Raw genomic sequence first — 18,596 nt, 5'->3', positions numbered from 1 at the left:
GGCCGGGTGCGCCGGGCGCCGTCGGTGTCTCCTCAGCCGAACATCCCCGGCTCGTAGTCACCGGCCGGCTGCTGGACGATGACGTTCATACGGTTGTAGGCGTTGATCAGGGCGATCAGGCAGACCAGGGCGCCGAGCTGCTCCTCGTCGTAGTGCTTGGCGGCGTCGGCCCAGGCCTCGTCGCTGACGCCGCCGGCCGCGTCGGCGATGCGGGTGCCCTGCTCGACCAGTTCCAGCGCGGCGCGCTCGGCGTCGGTGAAGACCTTCGCCTCCCTCCAGGCGGCGACCAGGTTGAGGCGGATCGCGGTCTCACCGGCGTGCGCGGCGTCCTTGCTGTGCATGTCGGTGCAGAAACCGCAGCCGTTGATCTGGCTGGCGCGCAGCTTCACCAGTTCCTGCGTCGCGAGCGGCAGCGTCGAGTCCGACAGGACCTTCCCGGCGGAGTTGATGTAACGGAAGAACTTGCCGGCGACCGGGTTCTCGAAGAGGTTCAAACGAGCGTCCATGACGTCCTCCTGTGCGGTTGCTGTTGGCTACACCTCCTTGACGGAACGGGCCGGGGAGATGTGACAGCAACGGCTGTGACCTGGGTCACTCCAGGTGGGCGGGCATGAGAACCGGTGATCCGGAGCCGGTCACGGATCCGCAGGAAATGTGTGCAGGAGCGCCACACAGACCGCACACAGTCTGCGGAACGCCTCGTTACCGTTGCCGCTCGATCTCCCGTACGTACGTGAACTGGCCCCGGCCGTGGCCGCAGGCGCCGCCGACTCAGGAAGACCGTGAATGGACTACTGCTCCTCGTGCCGTCGGCATCTGAACGGCGCACTGGTGTGTCCCGGGTGCGGCGCCTACGCCCCCGACATCGCTCCGCCGGCGGCCGTGAGCGCGCCCCGGACGACTCCGGCCGTGTCCATGGCGGGGGCGGAGACGCATCCGTTCGACGCGTTCGGCACCGGTGACTGGTACGACGACGGCCCCGTCGACGCCGACGAGGAGCCCGCACCGGCCGCCGCGGACGGCGCGCCCCGGTTCCAGCCGTCCGGCGAGGTCGCGGTCCGTCCGGCCGCTTCGCAGGGGCGGGCGGCCCGGCGGCGGCAGCTCGTGCGCTGGAAGAAGAACAAGCGCCGGGCGGCGGTCGCCACCGCCTTCGCGATCGTCGGCGGCGGGCTCACGCTGGCCTCCCTGGACCGGCAGTCCGGCGACCGGGCCCAGGCGGCCTCGGCGGCCGACGCCCACAGCATGGGCGTCGCGGAGCGGCAGACCTCCGCCGAGTCCCGGCCCGACGCGAAACCGCCCACCGGCCGTCACCGGGCCACTCCCCCGGCGCACACCCCGGCGGCCCCCGCGCACGCCGGCGCCCGGCACTCCGCGTCCGACGGGCAGGGCCGGCACGCCATGGCCGCCGGGGCGCCCACCACCGCGTCCGACAGCCGTCCGGACGCCGTCGCCTCCCCGCTTCCGGCGGTCACCCGGGCCGTGACGCAGACCGTCGGCTCGGTGTCCGGGTCCGGTTCGGGGTCCGGGTCCGGCGCCGAGTCCGGGTCTGGTTCCGGGTCCGCTTCCGGGAGCACCGGCTCGACGGCGCAGGCGCCGGCCACTTCGACGCCCGTCAACGGCGGGAGCACCGCCTCGGGAACGACGCAGACGAGTCCGTCGCCCGCGGCGACCTCGCCCTCCCAGCACCAGCTCTGCCTGCTCGTGGTGTGCCTGGGCTGACCCGGTTCATCCGGTTGCTGGAACCACCTATCGGCTTGGGGCAGTCTTCTCCCTCGTGGCGAGCGTTCCGATTCAGGGTGGGCCCGGCGCCGGGACGGCGACGATGGTGGTGTGCGGCGACGACGCGCTCGCGCACCGCCTGACCGCCGAGTTGCGCACCTTCCACGGTGAGCAGGTCACCCTCGTCGTGCCGCCCAACGAGCGCCTGGTCCGGCCCCCGGTGGTCGGGCGGGCGCGCGCCGCCTCGGCCGCGCTGCTCGACCGGATGGTCAGCGCCGCCGTCGGACGGGCCGGCGGCGCCGGCTCCGCAGGGGCCGGCGCGGGTACGCAGAACGCGGACGGCGTGCGGGTGCTGGAGGCCGTCGACGTCACCGAGGCCGTGCTCGCCGAGGCCGGGGTGGAGCGGGCGACCGCGCTGGCGCTCGTGTACGACGACGACGAGACCAACATCAGGGCCGCGCTGACCGCCCGCCGGCTCAACCCCCGACTCCGGCTCGTCCTGCGGCTGTACAACCGCAGGCTGGGCCAGCACATCGAGGAACTGCTCGACCAGGCGGCGACGCTGGCCTCGGGCGAGGGACCCGACGGCGGGCCGGACGCCTCCACGACCGTGCTGTCCGACGCCGACACCGCCGCGCCCGCGCTGGCCGCGGCCGCCGTCGCCGGCACCACCAAGGTCGTCCAGGCCGGCGGGCTGCTGCTGCGGTCCGTCGAGCGGCCGCCGGCCCGGGACGGGCAACCCCCCGACCAGGGCCTGTGCACACTGGCGCTGCTTTCCGCCAACGGCGGCGGGCCCGGTGGAACGGGCCGGGCCGGCGGGGAGCACGGCGGGGAGCAGGAGCCCCGGTTGCTGCCCGACGACGACGAGGTGCGGCTCGCCCGCGGGCGGCCGGCCCTGGTGCTGGAGCAGGTGTCGGCCGTGGGCGGAGCGGTGCCGGACGCGGCGGGACGCGGTGGCGGGGTGGCGGCCGGGGTCGTACCGCCGCTCGCCTCCCTCTTCTCGCGGCGGCTGCGGTGGTCGCTGGCCGGTCTGGTGGCGTGTGTGGTGGCGCTCGCCGTCGCGCTGTGGGTGGTCACCGACATCGGCGCCCTGCCGGCGTTCTATCTGACGCTGCTCGACCTGTTCGCCATCGACGATCCCGCGATCGGGCAGTCGCTCGGGCGGCAGGTGCTGCAACTGCTGTCGGGGCTCGTCGGGCTGCTGCTTCTGCCGGTGCTGCTGGCGGCCGTGCTGGAGGCGCTGGGCACCTTCCGGAGCGCCTCCGCGCTGCGGAAGCCGCCGCGCGGGCTCGGGGGGCATGTGGTGCTGCTGGGGCTGGGGAAGATCGGCACCCGGGTGCTGACCCGGCTGCGGGAGCTGAACGTCCCGGTGGTGGGCGTCGAGGCCGACCCGGAGGCGCGGGGGCTGGCGACGGCCCGGCGGCTGCGGGTGCCGGTGGTGCTGGGCGACGTGACGCAGGAGGGGGTGCTGGAGGCCGCCAAGATCCACCGCGCGTATGCGCTGCTCGCGGTGACCAGCGCGGACACGACCAATCTGGAGGCCGCGCTGTACGCCCGGTCGGTGCGGCCGGATCTGCGGGTGGTGCTGCGGCTGTACGACGACGACTTCGCGACGGCGGTCTACCGGACGCTGCGGGCCGCGCATCCCGGGGCGCCTACGCGGAGCCGGAGTGTCTCGCACCTCTCGGCGCCCGCGTTCGCGGGGGCGATGCTGGGGCGGCAGGTGCTGGGGGCGCTGCCGGTCGAGCGGAGGGTGCTGCTGTTCGCTTCGGTGTCGGTGGGCGGGCATGCGGAGCTGGAGGGGCGGGCTGTGGGCTCGGCGTTCCGGGGCGGGGCCTGGCGGGTGCTGGCGGTGGAGGGGCGGGGGGACGTGGGGCCTGACTACGTGCTCGGGGCTGGTGACCGGGTGGTCGTGGCCGCCACCCGCCGGGGGCTGGCGGAGTTGGGGTGAGGGTCCAGGGGGCTCCGCCCCCTGGACCCTCGATACCGGCCGAGCCCTCGGACGAGGGCGGTTACGCCCTGTTCAAATGGCGGTTGGCGTAGGCGAGCTCCAGGGAGACCTGCTTGATCCGTTCGTCCACCACCAGGGAGCCGTGGCCCGCGTCGTAGCGGTAGACCTCGTGGGGGGCGTCGCGGGCCTGGAGGCGCTGGACGTAGTTGTCGATCTGGCGGATGGGGCAGCGGGGATCGTTGACGCCCGCCGAGATGTACACCGGGGCCTTGACCTGGTCGACGTAGGTCAGCGGGGAGGACGCCTCGAAGCGGTCCGGGACCTCCTCCGGGGTGCCGCCCAGCAGGGTGCGGTCCATGGCCTTCAGGGCTTCCATCTCGTCGTGGTACGCCGTGACGTAGTCCGCGACCGGCACCACCGCGATGCCCACCGCCCACGCCTCCGGCTGGGTGCCGAGGCCGAGGAGGGTGAGATAGCCGCCCCAGGAGCCGCCGGTGAGGACCAGGCGGTCCGGGTCGGCGAGGCCGGAGGAGACCGCCCAGTCGCGCACGGCGGCCACGTCCTCCAGCTCGATCAGGCCGACCCGGTGCTTCAGGGCGTCCGTCCAGGCGCGGCCGTACCCGGTGGAGCCGCGGTAGTTGACGCGGATCACCGCGTATCCCTGGTCCACCCAGGCGGCCGGGCCGGCGGCGAAGGAGTCGCTGTCGTGCCAGGTCGGGCCGCCGTGCAGGTCGAAGACCGTGGGGAGCGGGCCGGTCGCGCCGGCCGGCTTCTGGATCAGGGCGTGGATGCGGCCGCCGGGGCCCTCCACCCAGGCGTCCTCCACCGGCACCGACGGCGGGCACTTCATGCCGGGCGGGTCCAGGACGACGCGGCCGGAGGTGGAGCGCACCGCGGGCGGCTCGGCGGCCGACGACCACAGGAACTCCACGTCGCCGTCGGGCCGGGCCGTGGCCCCGGAGACCGTGCCGGGCGGGGTGGGGATGCGGGTCAGCTCGCCGGCGGCCAGGTCGTAGCGGAACAGCTCGCTGCGGGCCTCGTAGCCGTGGACGACGAGCAGGGCGGCGCCGTCCGGGTACCACTCGGCGCTCACGTCGCCGGGCAGGTCGAAGGAGAGGTCCGTCTCCGTGCCCGCCGCCACGTCCCACACCAGGGGCTCCCAGCGGCCCCGGCGCTGGTGGCCGATGAGCAGCCGGGTGTCGCCGTCCACGGGGGCGAAGCCCAGCACCTCCAGGCCCAGCTCCTCGGTGCCGCCCTTGGTGTCGTCCAGCTCGGCGACCGTCGTGCCGTCCGGGCGCAGCACGCGCAGGGCCGCGTGCATCGCGTCGCCGTGCTCGGTGTGCTCGATGGCGATCAGGGTGCCGTCGTGGGAGAGGTCGCCGACGCCGGCCGACTCGCGGTGGCGGTAGATCTCCACCGTGGGCTCGCCCTGGCGGGCGAGGTGGATGGTCGTGCCCTCGTCGTCCGTGGAGCGGCCGACCACCGCCGTGCGGCCGTCCCGGGCGAGGGCCAGACCGGCCGGGTAGGAGGGGTCGAGGCCGGGGACGGCCGTCTCGTCCGCGCCGCCCGTGAACGGCTGGCGGCGCCAGACGCCGAACTCGTCGCCGTCCTTGTCGTCGAACCACCAGATCCATTCGCCGTCCGGGGCGAGCACGCCGTCCGTCGTGCCGTTCGGCCGGTCCGTGGCCTGCCGCTGCCCGCCCGTCGCCCGGTCCCAGGCGTACAGCTCGTAGGTGCCCGTCGCGTTCGACACGAACAGGGCGCGGTCCGGCGCGTCCTCGGCCCAGTCGGGCAGCGAGACCCGCGGCGCCCGGAAGCGCTTCTCCCAGTCCGGCATGTCCGGTGTGTCCGGCGTCCTGCTCTCACTCATCGCCCCAGTCATGCGCCCATAGTGCCTGGCCCGACCGACAATCCGCTGACGGTGCCCCCAGCCTGTGGACAACTTCCCGATCGCGCCCACGCGGTCCGCACACGCATACGGGCACAAGTGCGTACGCAGGTCCACTCCCGCGGCCGGCCGACCCCGGCACGGGCCGGTCGCCCCCGCCCCGTACCGTTGTGGGCGTGTACCGGTTTCTGCTGACTCCCCGCTGGTGGGGCATCAACGTCTTCGTGCTGCTCGCCATCCCGTTCTGCGTCTTCATGGGGACCTGGCAGCTGAGCCGGTTCGAGGGGCGAGTGCAGGACCACCGCGCCGCCACCGAGCAGGCCGCGTCGGACGGGCACGAGACGGCCCGGCCCCTGGACACGATGCTGCCCGTCGACAAGAGCACCTCGGGACGGCGGGTCACCGCGAGCGGCCGGTACGGCAAGCAGCTCCTCGTGCCCGGCCGGGAGCTGGACGGCAGGAACGGCTTCTACGTGCTGACGCTGCTGCGCACCGACTCCGGCCGGTCCCTGCCGGTGGTGCGGGGCTGGCTGCCCGGCGCCGCGAACGCGGCCGAGGCGCCCGCCGCACCGTCCGGCGAGGTCACCGTGACCGGTGCGCTGCAGGCCTCCGAGACGCCGGGGAGCAACGGCGCCGGCGCCGAGGGCGGGCTGCCCGCCGGGCAGACGGCGGCGATCAGCTCGGCCACGCTGGTCAACCTGGTGCCGGACCGGCTGTACGACGCCTGGGTCACCCTCGACCGGGCCGACGCCGGGATGAAGGCCGTGCCCGCGACCGCGCCCGCCGGCACCGGTCTCGACCTGAAGGCCTTCCAGAACCTCGGCTACACCGGGGAGTGGTTCGTCTTCGCCGGCTTCGTGGTCTTCATGTGGTTCCGGCTGCTGCGCCGCGAGGTGGAGTTCCAGCGGGACGCGGCGCTCGGCCTGCTGCCCGAGCAGGAGCAGGAACGCGAGGGCGAGGAGCGGGGGAAGACCTCCGCTTCCACCGCCGTCTGAGACGCCGCGGTCGCGGGCGGCCTCCCCTGCGGCCGCCGCCCGCCCCAGGGCTACGACGCGGCCAGCACCCCGGTGTAGTACACCGTGCCCGCGCACGCGTTGGGCACGGTCGCGGAGGCCGACGGGGAGCCCGTCTCGCCGGTGTAGCCGACGAGGACGCTGCCGTCGGCCGTGCCCTCCTCGGTGACGAGCTGGGTGGTGGTGCCCGAGGTGCCGCCCGTGTCCGTGCCGCCGCCGGCGCTCGCGTCCTGCGAGGGCGACGGGTCGGGCGAGGGGTCCACCCCGCCGTCGGAGCCGCCGGTGGGGGTGGAGCCGCCGCCGGTGGGGCAGGTCTCGGAGGGCACGAAGGCGAACCGCTCCTCGTAGGCCGCACCGGGCTGCAGGACCAGCTTGGGGACGTCGAGGGAGGGGTCGGGCAGCGCGGCCGCCGCGTCCCCGGCCACGTGCCGGACGACCCCGATCTTGGCCTGGTCGGCCGCACCCTGCGCCGTCGCGCTGACCACGACCCCGCCGGTCACGGTGCAGGCGGCGCCCGAGGTGTTGGTGACGCGGAAGGTGCCGTAGACCACGCCCGTCGAGTCCGGGGCGGCGGCGCTGCCGGTGACGGAGCTCAGCTGGGCCGCCGTGCACAGTCCGGCGCCCGAGGCCGTGGGGGCGGACGGGTCGGCGGCGCCGCCCGAGCCGTTGCCGCCGCCGGTCGTCCCGTGCTCACCGGTCTTGCCGTTGCTCTTGTCCTGCCCGGGGGTGCTGCCGCGGGAGCCGCCGGTGCCGCCGGAGCCGGCCTGCGGGTCCTTTCCCTGGGTCGCCCCGCCCTGCGCCTCGGAGGACTGGCCCGCCATGGCGGTGTTGGGGTCGGTGCCACCGGAGTTCGAGACATGGACGAGAGCGGGGATGGCGGTGCCGATGAACAGGGCCGCGGCGGCCATGCCGACGGCGGCCTGGCGCTTGCGGGCCCGGCGGGCCGGTACCGCCCGGCGCAGGTGGTCGAGGGTGCCGGTGCGCGGCTCGATGTCGCCGACCGCGGAGTGCAGCAGACTGCGCAGGGCCTGCTCGTCCGAGCCGATCCCGTCGAGCGCGTCGAGGCCCGTGGCGGGCTTCTGTGAGCCCTTCTCTTCGGGGCCGTGGTTCACAGTTCCGTTCCCAGCGTGCGATTGCGGGTGCTCTTGCTCGTGACCCTCCGTCGGCTCGTGCCAGGCGTAGGGTTCGTGGCGCTCGTGCGAGAGGTTCTCGGGTGAGAGGTTCCCGGGCGCGGGGTCCTCGGGCGAGAGGTCCTCGGCCGAGCGGTCCTCGGGCGGGACGCCCTCGTCGCCGTGCTCGGTGCGCTCGCTCATGCCGACGCCTCCATGGACACGCGCAGCGCGGCGATGCCCCGGGAGCCGTACGCCTTCACCGAGCCCAGCGATATCCCGAGCGTCTCGGCGACCTGGGCCTCCGTCATGTCCGCGAAGTAGCGCAGCACCAGCACCTCGCGCTGGCGGCGCTGCAGGCCCTTCATCGCCTTGATGAGGTCGCGGCGCTCGAGCTGGTCGTAGGCGCCCTCCTCCGCGCTCGCCATGTCCGGCATCGGCTTGGAGAGCAGCTTCAGGCCGAGGATGCGGCGGCGCAGGGCGGAGCGGGACAGGTTGACGACCGTCTGCCGGAGGTAGGCGAGGGTCTTCTCGGGGTCGCGGACGCGCTTGCGGGCCGAGTGGACGCGGATGAACGCCTCCTGGACGACGTCCTCGCAGGAGGCGGTGTCGTCGAGGAGCAGCGCGGCGAGACCGAGCAGCGAGCGGTAGTGCGCCCGGTACGTCTCGGTGAGGTGGTCGACGGTGGTGCCGGCGGCCGCGGTTTCCGCGGCCGGCGCGGCGGCCGCGGTGTCGTCGGAGCCGTCACGCTGACTGGGGATGCGGGTGGGCCGCGCTGCAGGCATGGGCGCGATCACCGGCATGCCGCCGGCCAAGCGCGGCCGGAGCGCCGCACGAGGCGGCCGGAGGGCCGCGGTGCCGCGGGCCGCATTGAGTTCGAGTACCTCTGCCACGCCAGTTGGACACGCTTCCCCCCAGAAGGGTTGTACGTGCCGGACGTCACATGTGCGACAACCGACGGGTCCTCAACAGCCGTCATGCGCCCCGCTCTTCCCTTATGTCCCAATCGAACGGGCGTCCCCCGCCCGGATCACGGCGTCCCCACGCCGGATCCCCACGCCCACGTCTCGCAAGGGTCACTGCAAAGACGCTCCCCGCCCTCCGCACGGTTGCGGGGGACGGGGAGGAAAATCCTCTGCCGCCGGGGAGCGCGGAGCAAGTGGTTTGGACCATGCTCCCGGCTACATTCCTTATGTGGATACTACAAACGTTCTAGTCGCGGGCGACAGTATCTCCTGTGATCTCCGCCGCCAGCAGCTCGGCGATCTGCGCGGTGTTGAGCGCGGCGCCCTTGCGCAGGTTGTCGCCGCACACGAAGAGCTCCAGCGCGGTCGGGTCGTCCAACGCCCGACGGACCCGCCCCACCCAGGTGGGATCGGTGCCCACGACGTCGGCGGGGGTGGGGAACTCGCCGGCGGCGGGGTCGTCGCACAGCACCACGCCGGGCGCGGTGGCGAGGATCTCGCGGGCGCCGTCGACGGTCACCTCGCCCTGGAAGCGGGCGTGGACCGTGAGGGAGTGCGTGGTGATCACAGGCACCCGTACGCAGGTGACGGCGACCGGCAGCGCGGGCAGCCCGAGGATCTTGCGGGACTCGTCCCGCACCTTCATCTCCTCCGAGGACCAGCCGTCCTCCCGCAGCGACCCGGCCCACGGGACCACGTTGAGCGCGACCGGCTCCGGGAAGGGCCCGGTGTCGTCCCCGACGGCCCGCCGCACGTCACCGGGCTTCGTGCCCAGCTCGGTCCCGGCGACCAGGGACAACTGGGCCCGCAGGGCGTCCACGCCGGCCCGCCCGGCGCCGCTCACCGCCTGGTACGACGACACCACCAGCTCGCGCAGCCCGAACTCGGCGTTCAGCGCGCCCAGGGCGACGATCATCGACAGGGTGGTGCAGTTGGGGTTGGCGACGATCCCGCGCGGCCGGTTGCGCACCGCGTGCGCGTTGACCTCGGGCACGACGAGCGGCACGTCGGGGTCCATCCGGAAGGCGCCGGAGTTGTCGACGACGACCGCACCGCGCGCGGCGGCGACCGGCGCCCACTCGGCGGCGACCTCGTCGGGCACGTCGAACATGGCGACGTCGACCCCGGCGAAGGCGTCCTCCGTCAGGGCCGTCACCTCGACCTCCTCCCCGCGCACGGCCAGCTTGCGGCCGGCCGAGCGGGGGGAGGCGATCAGACGGATCTCGCCCCAGACGTCCGCGCGCTGGGACAGGATCTGGAGCATGACCGCGCCGACGGCTCCGGTCGCCCCCACGACCGCGAGCGTCGGCTTGCCGGTCATCGGCCGGTGCCCCCGTAGACGACGGCCTCGTCGGTGTCGGAGTCGAGCCCGAAGGCGGAGTGGACGGCGCGGACGGCCTCCGGCACGTCGTCCTTGCGGGTGACGACCGAGATACGGATCTCGGAGGTCGAGATCAGCTCGATGTTCACGCCCGCGTCGCTCAGCGCCTCGAAGAACGAGGCGGTGACGCCCGGGTTGGTCTTCATGCCGGCGCCGACCAGGGAGATCTTGCCGATCTGGTCGTCGTAGCGCAGGGAGTCGAAGCCGATGCCGCCCTTGTTGCGCTCCAGGGCGTCGATGGCCTTGCGGCCCTCGGTCTTCGGCAGGGTGAAGGAGATGTCCGTCAGGCCGGTGGACGCGGCGGACACGTTCTGCACGACCATGTCGATGTTGATCTGGGCGTCCGCGATGGTCCGGAAGATCGCCGCGGCCTCGCCCGGCTTGTCCGGGACGCCGACGACCGTGATCTTGGCCTCGGAGGTGTCGTGCGCGACGCCCGAGATGATGGCCTGCTCCACCTTCTGGTCCCCAATCGGCTCACTGCTGACCCACGTGCCCTGAAGTCCGCTGAAGCTGGACCGGACGTGGATCGGGATGTTGTAGCGGCGGGCGTACTCCACACAGCGGTGGAGCAGCACCTTGGAACCGGAGGCCGCGAGTTCCAGCATGTCCTCGAAGGAGATCCAGTCGATCTTCTTCGCCTTCTTCACCACGCGCGGGTCGGCGGTGAACACGCCGTCGACGTCGGTGTAGATCTCGCACACCTCGGCGTCGAGGGCGGCCGCCAGGGCCACCGCCGTGGTGTCGGACCCGCCGCGGCCGAGCGTGGTGATGTCCTTCTTGTCCTGGCTGACGCCCTGGAACCCGGCGACGATGGCGATGTTGCCCTCGTCCAGCGCGGTGCGGATGCGCCCCGGCGTGACGTCGATGATCCGGGCTTTGTTGTGGACCGAGTCGGTGATGACGCCTGCCTGGCTCCCGGTGAACGACTGGGCCTCGTGCCCCAGGTTCTTGATCGCCATGGCCAGCAGCGCCATGGAGATGCGCTCACCGGCGGTCAGCAGCATGTCGAACTCCCGGCCGGCAGGCATGGGTGAAACCTGCTCGGCGAGATCGATCAGCTCGTCCGTCGTGTCGCCCATCGCGGAAACGACGACAACCACCTGGTTGCCGTTCTTCTTCGCTTCCACGATCCGCTTGGCGACGCGCTTGATGCCCTCGGCATCGGCTACGGAGGAGCCTCCGTACTTCTGCACGACAAGGCCCACGTGCGCTCCTCGCTCGGTTCGTTTGTGTCGGCTCAGTTTACCGAGCGTCCGTTTTCCGCCCCCCTGCTCCCGCATGGTGAGACACCGGACGCCCGCAACCGGCACCTGCCCAGCCGGGAGCCGGGCACGCGCAAAGTGCCCCGCGTCACAGTGCGGCGGCTACGTGGCCGGACGGCCCATGCCGAGGGGGCCGCCGATCTCCTCGGCCATGACACGGCCCGCCTCGAACTCGAGGGTCTCGTCGCCCATGCCCTGGTCGGTGTCGAGGCCGTCGAGCTCCTCGAGGGGCTGGCCGAGGCGGACGTGGATGAGGACGGACTGGAGGGCGCGCAGCACGGCGGAGGCGGTGGGGCCCCAGTTGGAGAAGTAGGAGAACTGCCACCACCACAGGGCCTCCGTGATGCGGCCCGAACGGTAGTGGGCCATGCCGTGGCGGAGGTCGGCCATGATGTCGGCGATGTCGTCGGAGATCCGGGCCGGCACGGAGGCCTTGCGGGGCTCGTAGGGGTCGAAGACCTCGGAGTAGACGTCGACGGGGTCCAGCAGCCGGGCCAGGTTCTCGCGGAGCTCGTCCACATCCCCCTCGGGGCCGAGGTCGGGCTCGTAGCGCTCTTCGGGGACGAAGTCCTCGTGGGCGCCGAGCCGGCCGCCGGCCAGCAGGAGCTGGGAGATCTCGAGAAGGAGGAAGGGAACGGTCGAGCCGGGCTCGTCTCCCCTCGCCACCTCCGTGACGGCGACCAGGAAGCTCTCGACCTGGTCCGCGATCTGGACCGAGAAGTCGTCCGGGTTCCGCGTCGAGTCGTGCAGCGTGGCGTCAGACATCTAGGAGTCGTCTCCCCTCGAAGGCGCGGCCGAGAGTCACCTCGTCCGCGTATTCCAGGTCGCCGCCCACCGGGAGGCCGCTGGCCAGGCGGGTGACCTTCAGGCCCATGGGTTTGATCATGCGGGCGAGGTACGTGGCCGTCGCCTCGCCTTCGAGATTGGGGTCGGTGGCGAGGATCAGCTCGGTGACCGTGCCGTCCGCCAGCCGGGCCAGGAGTTCCCTGATACGCAGGTCGTCGGGGCCCACGCCCTCGATCGGGCTGATCGCGCCGCCGAGGACGTGGTAGCGGCCGCGGAACTCACGGGTGCGCTCGATCGCGACGACGTCCTTCGGCTCCTCCACCACGCAGATGACGGACGGGTCGCGGCGCGGGTCGCGGCAGATGTTGCACAGCTCCTCCTGCGCCACGTTGCCGCAGACCGCGCAGAAGCGGACCTTCGCCTTGACCTCCAGGAGCGCCTGCGCGAGCCGCTTCACGTCGGCCGGCTCCGCCTGCAGGATGTGGAAGGCGATCCGCTGCGCGCTCTTGGGACCGACGCCGGGCAGCCGCCCCAGCTCGTCGATGAGGTCCTGGACCACGCCTTCGTACAACGGACTGCCCTTCCTGGAGACCTTTCGGTACGTACGGTAGTCGGCTGCCGCCCGTCCTTGGAAGGCGGCGGAGGTTTCGCTCAGGTGGCGGGCACCGGAACGGGCGCCGGATCAGAAGGGCAGGCCCGGGATGCCGCTGCCGCCGCCGAGGCCCTGGGCCAGCGGGCCCAGCTTCTGCTGCTGCAGGGTCTGCGCGTTCTCGTTCGCCGCCTGCACGGCCGCCACGATCAGGTCCGCGAGGGTGTCGGTGTCCTCGGGGTCCACCGCCTTCGGGTCGATCTTCAGCGCCCGCAGCTCGCCGGAGCCGGTGACGGTCGCCCGCACCAGACCGCCGCCCGCCTGCCCGTCGACCTCCGTGTTCGCCAGTTCCTCCTGGGCCCGCTGGAGGTCCTGCTGCATCTTCTGGGCCTGCTGGAGCAGCTGCTGCATGTTGGGCTGGCCACCACCGGGAATCACGATCAGCTCCTGGTTCCTCGTCCACTGCGTCGTCGTTCGCTGTGCACGAGCCTACGTGGTCCGCCCCGCCATCGCCGCGCCACTCTTTCGAGTGATTACGGCGGCGGCCCTATACCTGATCAAGGCCCTCTTCCGGGCGGAAAAGCCGGCAAAGCCACGTCCGCGCCACCCATTGGGCGGTAGGAAGGTGGCCGCACACCGGCATCCGACGTCACACCGTGTGACGGGGGTGCGCAGTGCCGTGATCGGTGTCGTGTTCAGTAGGGAGTGCCGGGTGGGTCAGCCGGAGATGCAGCCCGAGGGTCCGCCTCAGGACGGGCGGGACGAGGGTCCGGCCGGACCGCGGCCGGGCGATCTGACCGGGCGGACCTTCCCGCTCGGGGACTGGGGAGAGCCCGCCGAACGCCTCGACGAGCTGTACCGGTGGGTGGAACGGGGGGCGCTGCACACGGCCGCCTGGTACCTGGAGGACCGGGTGTGGAAGCGGCGGGGCGCCCGCGCGCTGCGGGCCGGGGCGGCGACCGGGACGGTCCTCGGGGCCGCGCTGCCCCTGCTCGACATGACCGGGGTGGTCGGCGGGGTCGCGCCCTGGGGCTATCTGGCGCTGCTGTTCGCGGTGGCCTGCCTCGGCGCCGACCGGTTCTTCGGGGTCACGTCCGGGTGGATAAGGGACGTGGCCACCGCGCAGGCCGTGCAGCGGCGGTTGCAGGCGCTGCAGTTCGACTGGGCCTCGGAGTGCGTACGGGAGATGCTGGGGCCCGCCGAGGGCACGGCCAGCGAGGCCGCCGAGCGGTGCCTGGGGGTGCTGCGGCGCTTCTCGGAGGACGTGCAGGACCTGGTGCGCACCGAGACGGCCGACTGGATGGTGGCGTTCCGCACGGGGTCGGCGCCGCTCGGCATCCAGACGGCGGCCTCCGGCGTGCGGGCGGAGGCGGTGGCCCCGGCGGGCCGGCACCCCCTGCCGCCCGCGAACGGCGCCCGCCCGAACATGCCCCGCCAGCGGCCGCCGGAGCCGCGGTAGGCCGCGCCTCACCGGCAGAGCCGCAGGCCCTGGGGCGTCCAGCACGGCACATGGCCGTGGGTACGGATGACGTCCTGCCCGTTGCCCCTGGTCAGATAGGTCAGGAAGCTCGACGCCAGGGAGTCCGCCGGGGGCTGCCCGTAGGTGTACGCGTACTCGATCTCGCGGTACGGGTAGGCGCTGCGGCCGTGCTCGATCGCGTCCACGGAAGGGGCGTTCGAGTCCAGGGCCAGGACGTGGAGGCCCTCGGCCCTGGTGGCCAGGTTGATCTCGCTGTAGCCGACGGCGCCGGGCAGCCGGGCCACCTCGGCCAGCACCTGGTCGGTGGAGTCGAGTTCGCAGCGGGTCACCGGGGCCGTCGCGTCGTCCTTGTGGACGCAGTCGACGGAGGAGTTGGCGATCTCGCCGCGGCCCAGCACCCGGCGCTGGAAGACCTGCCGGGTGCCGGAGCCCGCGTCCCGGCTGACCAGCCGTACCGGCAGCGACCGGCCGCCCAGCTCGCTCCAGTCGCGGATCTCGCTCCGGTACAGGCGCCGTACGTCGGCCGTGGACAGGTTCCTCAGGCCCACGTCGTCGTTCACGACCAGCGCGAAGACCGACAGCGCGACGCGGTTCTCCCGCAGTTCCGGCATGTCGGCGCTCTTCGGCCCGTCGGAGAGGGCCAGCAGCGGCGGCGAGCCCTTCTTCGCCTCGGCGCCGGCCGCCTCCAGCTCCCGCAGGCCGGCCGTCGAGCCGTGCGGGTCCACGGTGACGGCCGCTCCCTCGCAGTCCGCCTCGTACTTGCGCGCCACCTCCCGCAGCACCGGCGCGAACGCCGTCGACCCCGCGACGATCAGCGCGCCCTTGGCGCAGCCGATCGGCGGGGGCGTGTCGTCGCGGGCCACCACGATGGCCGCCAGCGTCACCACGGACACCGTGAGCATGATGGTGATGAACCGGGAGGCACGGCTGAACAGGGGCGGTTTGTCGTCGGGTGTGGCGCTGCGGTTGGGGTGGACCTCGCCGTCCCTGATCCCGCCGACGACCCGGATCTCCCGGCCCACGTCCCCGCCGGACAGCAGCACGAGCAGCTTGAAGTGGTCTCCCCGGTTCAGCGGCACGCGCGGGACGCGCAGGGTGTTGCCCTCGTAGCCGAAGCCGCGCTCGGCGGTGAAGTGGTCCATCAGGTGGTCGGTGTCGGTCGGCTGGGTGACCGAGACGCCCCGCACGGTGCGGTCGGTGAACACCGCGGTCAGACCGTGCCGTTCGGGGCCCGTGTAGTCGTCGCGGTCGATGCCCTGCGAGCCGTCGTTCTCCAGGCGGAGCAGGACGAGGGTCGCGTCGGCCATGTCCGGCGCCTCGTCGAAGAGGCCGAGCCGGCGGTTGGCCCGGCCCGAACGCACGTCGTCGCCTATGGGGTTGTCCATCTGCACCCGGTAGCCGATCCGTTTGCGGCGCGGCACCCGGCGCTCGTACCAGACCATGCCGGCGGACGCGACGATGCCCAGCACCGCCGTGCCGACGGCCACGACGTTCTCCGCGCTCAGCCACTCCATGGGTGCCCCCGCCACTCACCGGAGTCGGATGGTGTGGTCACGGTACGCACGGGGAGGGGCGGGAACCGGACACGTCCGCCGAAGTTCGCCGAACGTTCAACGACTCTGTGACGGACGGGACTTCAGCTCACTGCTTGGTATACGTCAGGCTCTCGCCGCCGCTCGCCTTCGCACGCTTCAGCCGACCGTCCGGGAGCAGGGTGACCTCGCTGGCCTCGCCCGGGGAGCAGGACGACATCGGCTCGCCGCTGGTCACCGTGGACGGACCGATCTCCAACGGGCCTGCGCCGTCCGGTTGTTCGGCGAGGGTCGCCTCGAAGACGCAGTGGTACGTGCCGCCGCCGTCGCCGGGGCCGTCCGCGACCAGGGTGAGGACCGTGTCGCCCACCTCGCCCTGCTCGATGGTCAGCCGGCGGGTGTTGGCGCCCTTCGCGTTGTCGATGGTGGTCTCCCAGGTGCCGAGGTAGGCGGCGGGAACGGCGCCGTCCGCGGCCGCGGCGGAGGCCGAGGCGGAGGGCGTCGGCGTGGGCGCCGGGGAGGTGGCGGGCGGGGCGCTCGTGGCGCCGGTCGGCGCGGGGCCGACCGTGCCGCCGGCCGTGTCGTCGCCGCCGTGCTTCATCAGCGCGTACACCGAGCCGCCCGCGCCCAGCGCCACCACCAGCGCGATCACGACGAGCAGCGCGGTGGACCGCCCGCCCGGGCGTTCCCGCTCCGGCCGCTCGGCGAACGGCGGCGGACCGTAGGGCGGGGTGGAACCGAGCCCGCCGTACGGGGTGTACGGCTGCTGCGGGTAGCCGTAGCCGGCGGACGGGGACTGCGGATAGCCGTAACCGGCGGGCGGGGACTGCGGGTGCGGCTGGGCCTGCTGCGGATGGCCGTAGCCGTACGGAGCGGGCGAGCCGTACGCGGGGGGCGCCCCGGGCGGCGGGATCTGCCCGGCCACCAGGGTCGGCAGATGCCCGACCGCCGCGCCTCCGCCGCCGGGCCCGCCCGGCGGCGGGGGTGCGGGGGCGTCGTCAGCGACGGGCGAGTGCTCGTCCGAGCCCGCTGGGGCGCCCGGCCCCGCCCAGGGTCCCTCGCCGGCCCCGGGACCCTGCGCCTCACCGTGGCCACCTGCGGCCGGGCCACCCGGGCCCGCTTGCACACCCTTGCCCGAGCCGGCCTGGGCACCCCGACCCGCCGGGGCGGCCGGTCCCGCCGGACCACCCGCACCCGAGCCCGCCTGCGCACCCGCACCCGCTGGGGCGCCCGAGCCTGCTTGGGCACCCCAACCCGCCGGGGCGGCCGGTCCCGCCGGACCACCCACACCCGAGCCCGCCTGCACACCCGCACCCGCCTGCGCACCCCGACCCACCGAAGCGGCCGGTCCGGCCGGGTCCCCCGCGCCCGGGGCGCCCGGAACCGCTTGTGCGCCCCCGTCTGCCGGGGTGCCTGAGACCGCCTGTCGACCCGCGCCGCCCGGGCCCTCGGACTCCCCCGCGTCCGCCGGCGAGCCCTGCGCCCCGCTCGGGGCGCCCCGACCCGCCTGGACACCCGCGCCTGCCCGGGCACCCGGGCCCGCCCGTCCCACCCCGCCGGCCGACCCAGCCGGACCCGCCGGGCCACCTGGACCCGCTGGGGCGCCTGCGCCCGCACCCTGCGCTCCACCAGCGCCGTCCGCACCCGGACCCACCGGCGCACCACCGGACGCAGGCGCGCCCGGGCTCGCCGGTGCGCCCCCGGCCGCCTCCGCGTCCGGACCCGCCGAAGCGGCCGCACCCACCGGGCCGGCCGGGCCCGCCGGGCCAACGGCACCCGCGTGCGCCCCCGCGGCCCCAGGGCTACCCGGCCGGGAGTGCGGTCCCGCGCCCGGAGAGCCGCCCGGGGCCGGGGACGTGTCCGCGTTCTGCGCGTCGTGGGGGTCCGGGTCTGGGCCGGAGTGCGGGTCCTCGACCTCCAGGAGGCGGACCGCGTGGCGGCCGAGCTGGGCGACCAGGGCGCCGGGGAGCCAGGGGTCGCGGGAGCGGCCGCCGGAGACCGTGTCCTCCGCGCCCGTCCGCTCCAGGATGCGGTCCAGTGAGGGGCGGGCGGCGGGGTCCTTGCGCAGGCACTCGCGGACCAGGTCGGCGATGCCCTCCGGCATCCCCGCGAGGTCGGGCTCCTCCTGGGCGATGCGGAACATCAGGGCGTGCACCCCGCTGTTCGCGCCGCCGAAGGGCAGCACGCCGGTCGCCGCGTAGGCCAGCACGGACCCGAGGCAGAAGACGTCGCAGGCGGGCGTGACCCGGTCGCCGCGCACCTGCTCCGGCGCCATGAACCCGGGCGAGCCCACCAGCGAACCGGTCCGGGTCAGGCCGTCCCCGGCCAGCGTCTCCAGCGCCCGCGCGATGCCGAAGTCGATCACGCGCGGCCCGTCGATCGTCACCAGCACGTTCGACGGCTTGAGGTCGCGGTGGACGATCCCGGCCGCGTGGATGTCCTTCAGCGCGTGCGCGAGCCCGGCCGCGAGGATGCGCACCGACCGCTCGGGCAGCGCCCCGTGATCGTGCCCGACGACCTGCTGCAGGCTCGGCCCGGCGACATACCCGGTGGCCACCCACGGCACCGGCGCCTCGGTGTCCGCGTCCAGCACCGGCGCGGTCCAGTACCCGCCGACCCGTCGCGCGGAGCCCACCTCCTGCCGGAACCGGGCCCGGAACTCCTCCTGCGCGGCCAGTTCCCGGCGGATCAGTTTCACCGCGACGGTACGGCCCCGGTCCGACCGCGCCAGGAACACCTGCCCCATGCCGCCCGCGCCCAGCCGCGCCAGCAGCCGGTACGCCCCGATCTGCCGCGGGTCCCCCGGTCCGAGCTTGTCCATCCCCGCGCCGCCTTCCCCCCATAGGTCTGCAACGGACCGAGAATAGTGCGGGCGTGCCGGGAGCCGCGCCGGGCTGCGTCCACGGTTCGGTAACAGC

The 18,596-nt window shown here is 73.9% G+C and carries 14 protein-coding genes and 1 pseudogene; 4 read left to right on the top strand and 11 right to left on the bottom strand.

Annotated features, from left to right (window positions below; all coding sequences use genetic code 11):
* Positions 1–32 precede the first annotated feature (32 nt).
* Positions 33–506: a carboxymuconolactone decarboxylase family protein gene (locus ACFYU0_RS13880; protein WP_351667443.1), complete on the bottom strand. Its 474-nt coding sequence runs from the start codon at positions 504–506 to the stop codon at positions 33–35.
* A gap of 280 nt (positions 507–786) precedes the next feature.
* Between ACFYU0_RS13880 and ACFYU0_RS13875 the strand changes: the two genes are divergently transcribed.
* Both ACFYU0_RS13875 and ACFYU0_RS13870 read left to right on the top strand, forming a co-directional pair.
* A complete protein-coding gene (locus ACFYU0_RS13875) occupies positions 787–1,719 on the top strand; it encodes a hypothetical protein (RefSeq protein ID WP_389300663.1) in 933 nt (310 codons plus the stop codon).
* A 103-nt stretch (positions 1,720–1,822) separates the two neighbouring features.
* Complete coding sequence (locus ACFYU0_RS13870; RefSeq protein WP_389300908.1) at positions 1,823–3,670, top strand: NAD-binding protein; 1,848 nt, start codon at positions 1,823–1,825, stop codon at positions 3,668–3,670.
* A gap of 61 nt (positions 3,671–3,731) precedes the next feature.
* Here ACFYU0_RS13870 and ACFYU0_RS13865 read toward each other — a convergent pair whose 3' ends face one another.
* Complete coding sequence (locus tag ACFYU0_RS13865; RefSeq protein WP_389300660.1) at positions 3,732–5,540, bottom strand: prolyl oligopeptidase family serine peptidase; 1,809 nt, start codon at positions 5,538–5,540, stop codon at positions 3,732–3,734.
* A gap of 194 nt (positions 5,541–5,734) precedes the next feature.
* On the opposite strand from ACFYU0_RS13865, the gene ACFYU0_RS13860 reads away from it, so the two are divergent.
* A complete protein-coding gene (locus ACFYU0_RS13860; protein WP_389300658.1) occupies positions 5,735–6,553 on the top strand; it encodes an SURF1 family protein in 819 nt (272 codons plus the stop codon).
* A 50-nt stretch (positions 6,554–6,603) separates the two neighbouring features.
* Here ACFYU0_RS13860 and ACFYU0_RS13855 read toward each other — a convergent pair whose 3' ends face one another.
* The 7 genes from ACFYU0_RS13855 to ACFYU0_RS13825 all read right to left on the bottom strand — a co-directional run bounded on the left by ACFYU0_RS13855 (position 6,604) and on the right by ACFYU0_RS13825 (position 13,104).
* Complete coding sequence (locus ACFYU0_RS13855; protein ID WP_389300655.1) at positions 6,604–7,884, bottom strand: hypothetical protein; 1,281 nt, start codon at positions 7,882–7,884, stop codon at positions 6,604–6,606.
* The gene (locus tag ACFYU0_RS13850; protein ID WP_389300653.1) at positions 7,881–8,573 is read right to left on the bottom strand and encodes a SigE family RNA polymerase sigma factor; all 693 of its coding nucleotides are present in this window, start codon (positions 8,571–8,573) and stop codon (positions 7,881–7,883) included. The genes ACFYU0_RS13855 and ACFYU0_RS13850 overlap by 4 nt, the downstream gene beginning before the upstream one ends.
* A 319-nt stretch (positions 8,574–8,892) precedes the next feature.
* Positions 8,893–9,966 (bottom strand): aspartate-semialdehyde dehydrogenase, encoded by a 1,074-nt coding sequence (locus tag ACFYU0_RS13845; RefSeq protein ID WP_351667451.1) that lies wholly within the window; start codon positions 9,964–9,966, stop codon positions 8,893–8,895.
* A complete protein-coding gene (locus ACFYU0_RS13840) occupies positions 9,963–11,234 on the bottom strand; it encodes an aspartate kinase (protein ID WP_351667453.1) in 1,272 nt (423 codons plus the stop codon). The genes ACFYU0_RS13845 and ACFYU0_RS13840 overlap by 4 nt, the downstream gene beginning before the upstream one ends.
* Before the next feature lie 159 nt (positions 11,235–11,393).
* On the bottom strand, positions 11,394–12,056 hold the full coding sequence (locus ACFYU0_RS13835; RefSeq protein ID WP_351667455.1) for a DUF5063 domain-containing protein: 663 nt from the start codon (positions 12,054–12,056) through the stop codon (positions 11,394–11,396).
* Entirely contained in the window at positions 12,049–12,648 is a 600-nt protein-coding gene (recR, locus tag ACFYU0_RS13830) for a recombination mediator RecR (protein ID WP_250401419.1), read from the bottom strand. The genes ACFYU0_RS13835 and recR overlap by 8 nt, the downstream gene beginning before the upstream one ends.
* A gap of 111 nt (positions 12,649–12,759) precedes the next feature.
* Positions 12,760–13,104, bottom strand: a complete 345-nt coding sequence (locus ACFYU0_RS13825; RefSeq protein ID WP_351667457.1) for a YbaB/EbfC family nucleoid-associated protein — start codon at positions 13,102–13,104, stop codon at positions 12,760–12,762.
* A 274-nt stretch (positions 13,105–13,378) separates the two neighbouring features.
* On the opposite strand from ACFYU0_RS13825, the gene ACFYU0_RS13820 reads away from it, so the two are divergent.
* Entirely contained in the window at positions 13,379–14,125 is a 747-nt protein-coding gene (locus tag ACFYU0_RS13820) for an SLATT domain-containing protein (RefSeq protein WP_351667459.1), read from the top strand.
* An 8-nt stretch (positions 14,126–14,133) separates the two neighbouring features.
* On the opposite strand, the gene ACFYU0_RS13815 is transcribed toward ACFYU0_RS13820, so the two are convergent.
* Positions 14,134–15,660, bottom strand: a complete 1,527-nt coding sequence (locus ACFYU0_RS13815) for a substrate-binding domain-containing protein (RefSeq protein ID WP_389300643.1) — start codon at positions 15,658–15,660, stop codon at positions 14,134–14,136.
* 1,917 nt (positions 15,661–17,577) lie between these two features.
* Positions 17,578–18,499 (bottom strand): annotated as a pseudogene (locus tag ACFYU0_RS13810) (serine/threonine-protein kinase); the annotation flags it as partial.
* Positions 18,500–18,596 lie beyond the last annotated feature (97 nt).

It is taken from the genome of Streptomyces sp. NPDC003720 (genome assembly GCF_042875075.1).
GTDB lineage: Bacteria > Actinomycetota > Actinomycetes > Streptomycetales > Streptomycetaceae > Streptomyces.
This window is presented reverse-complemented; position numbering and strand designations above follow the sequence as displayed.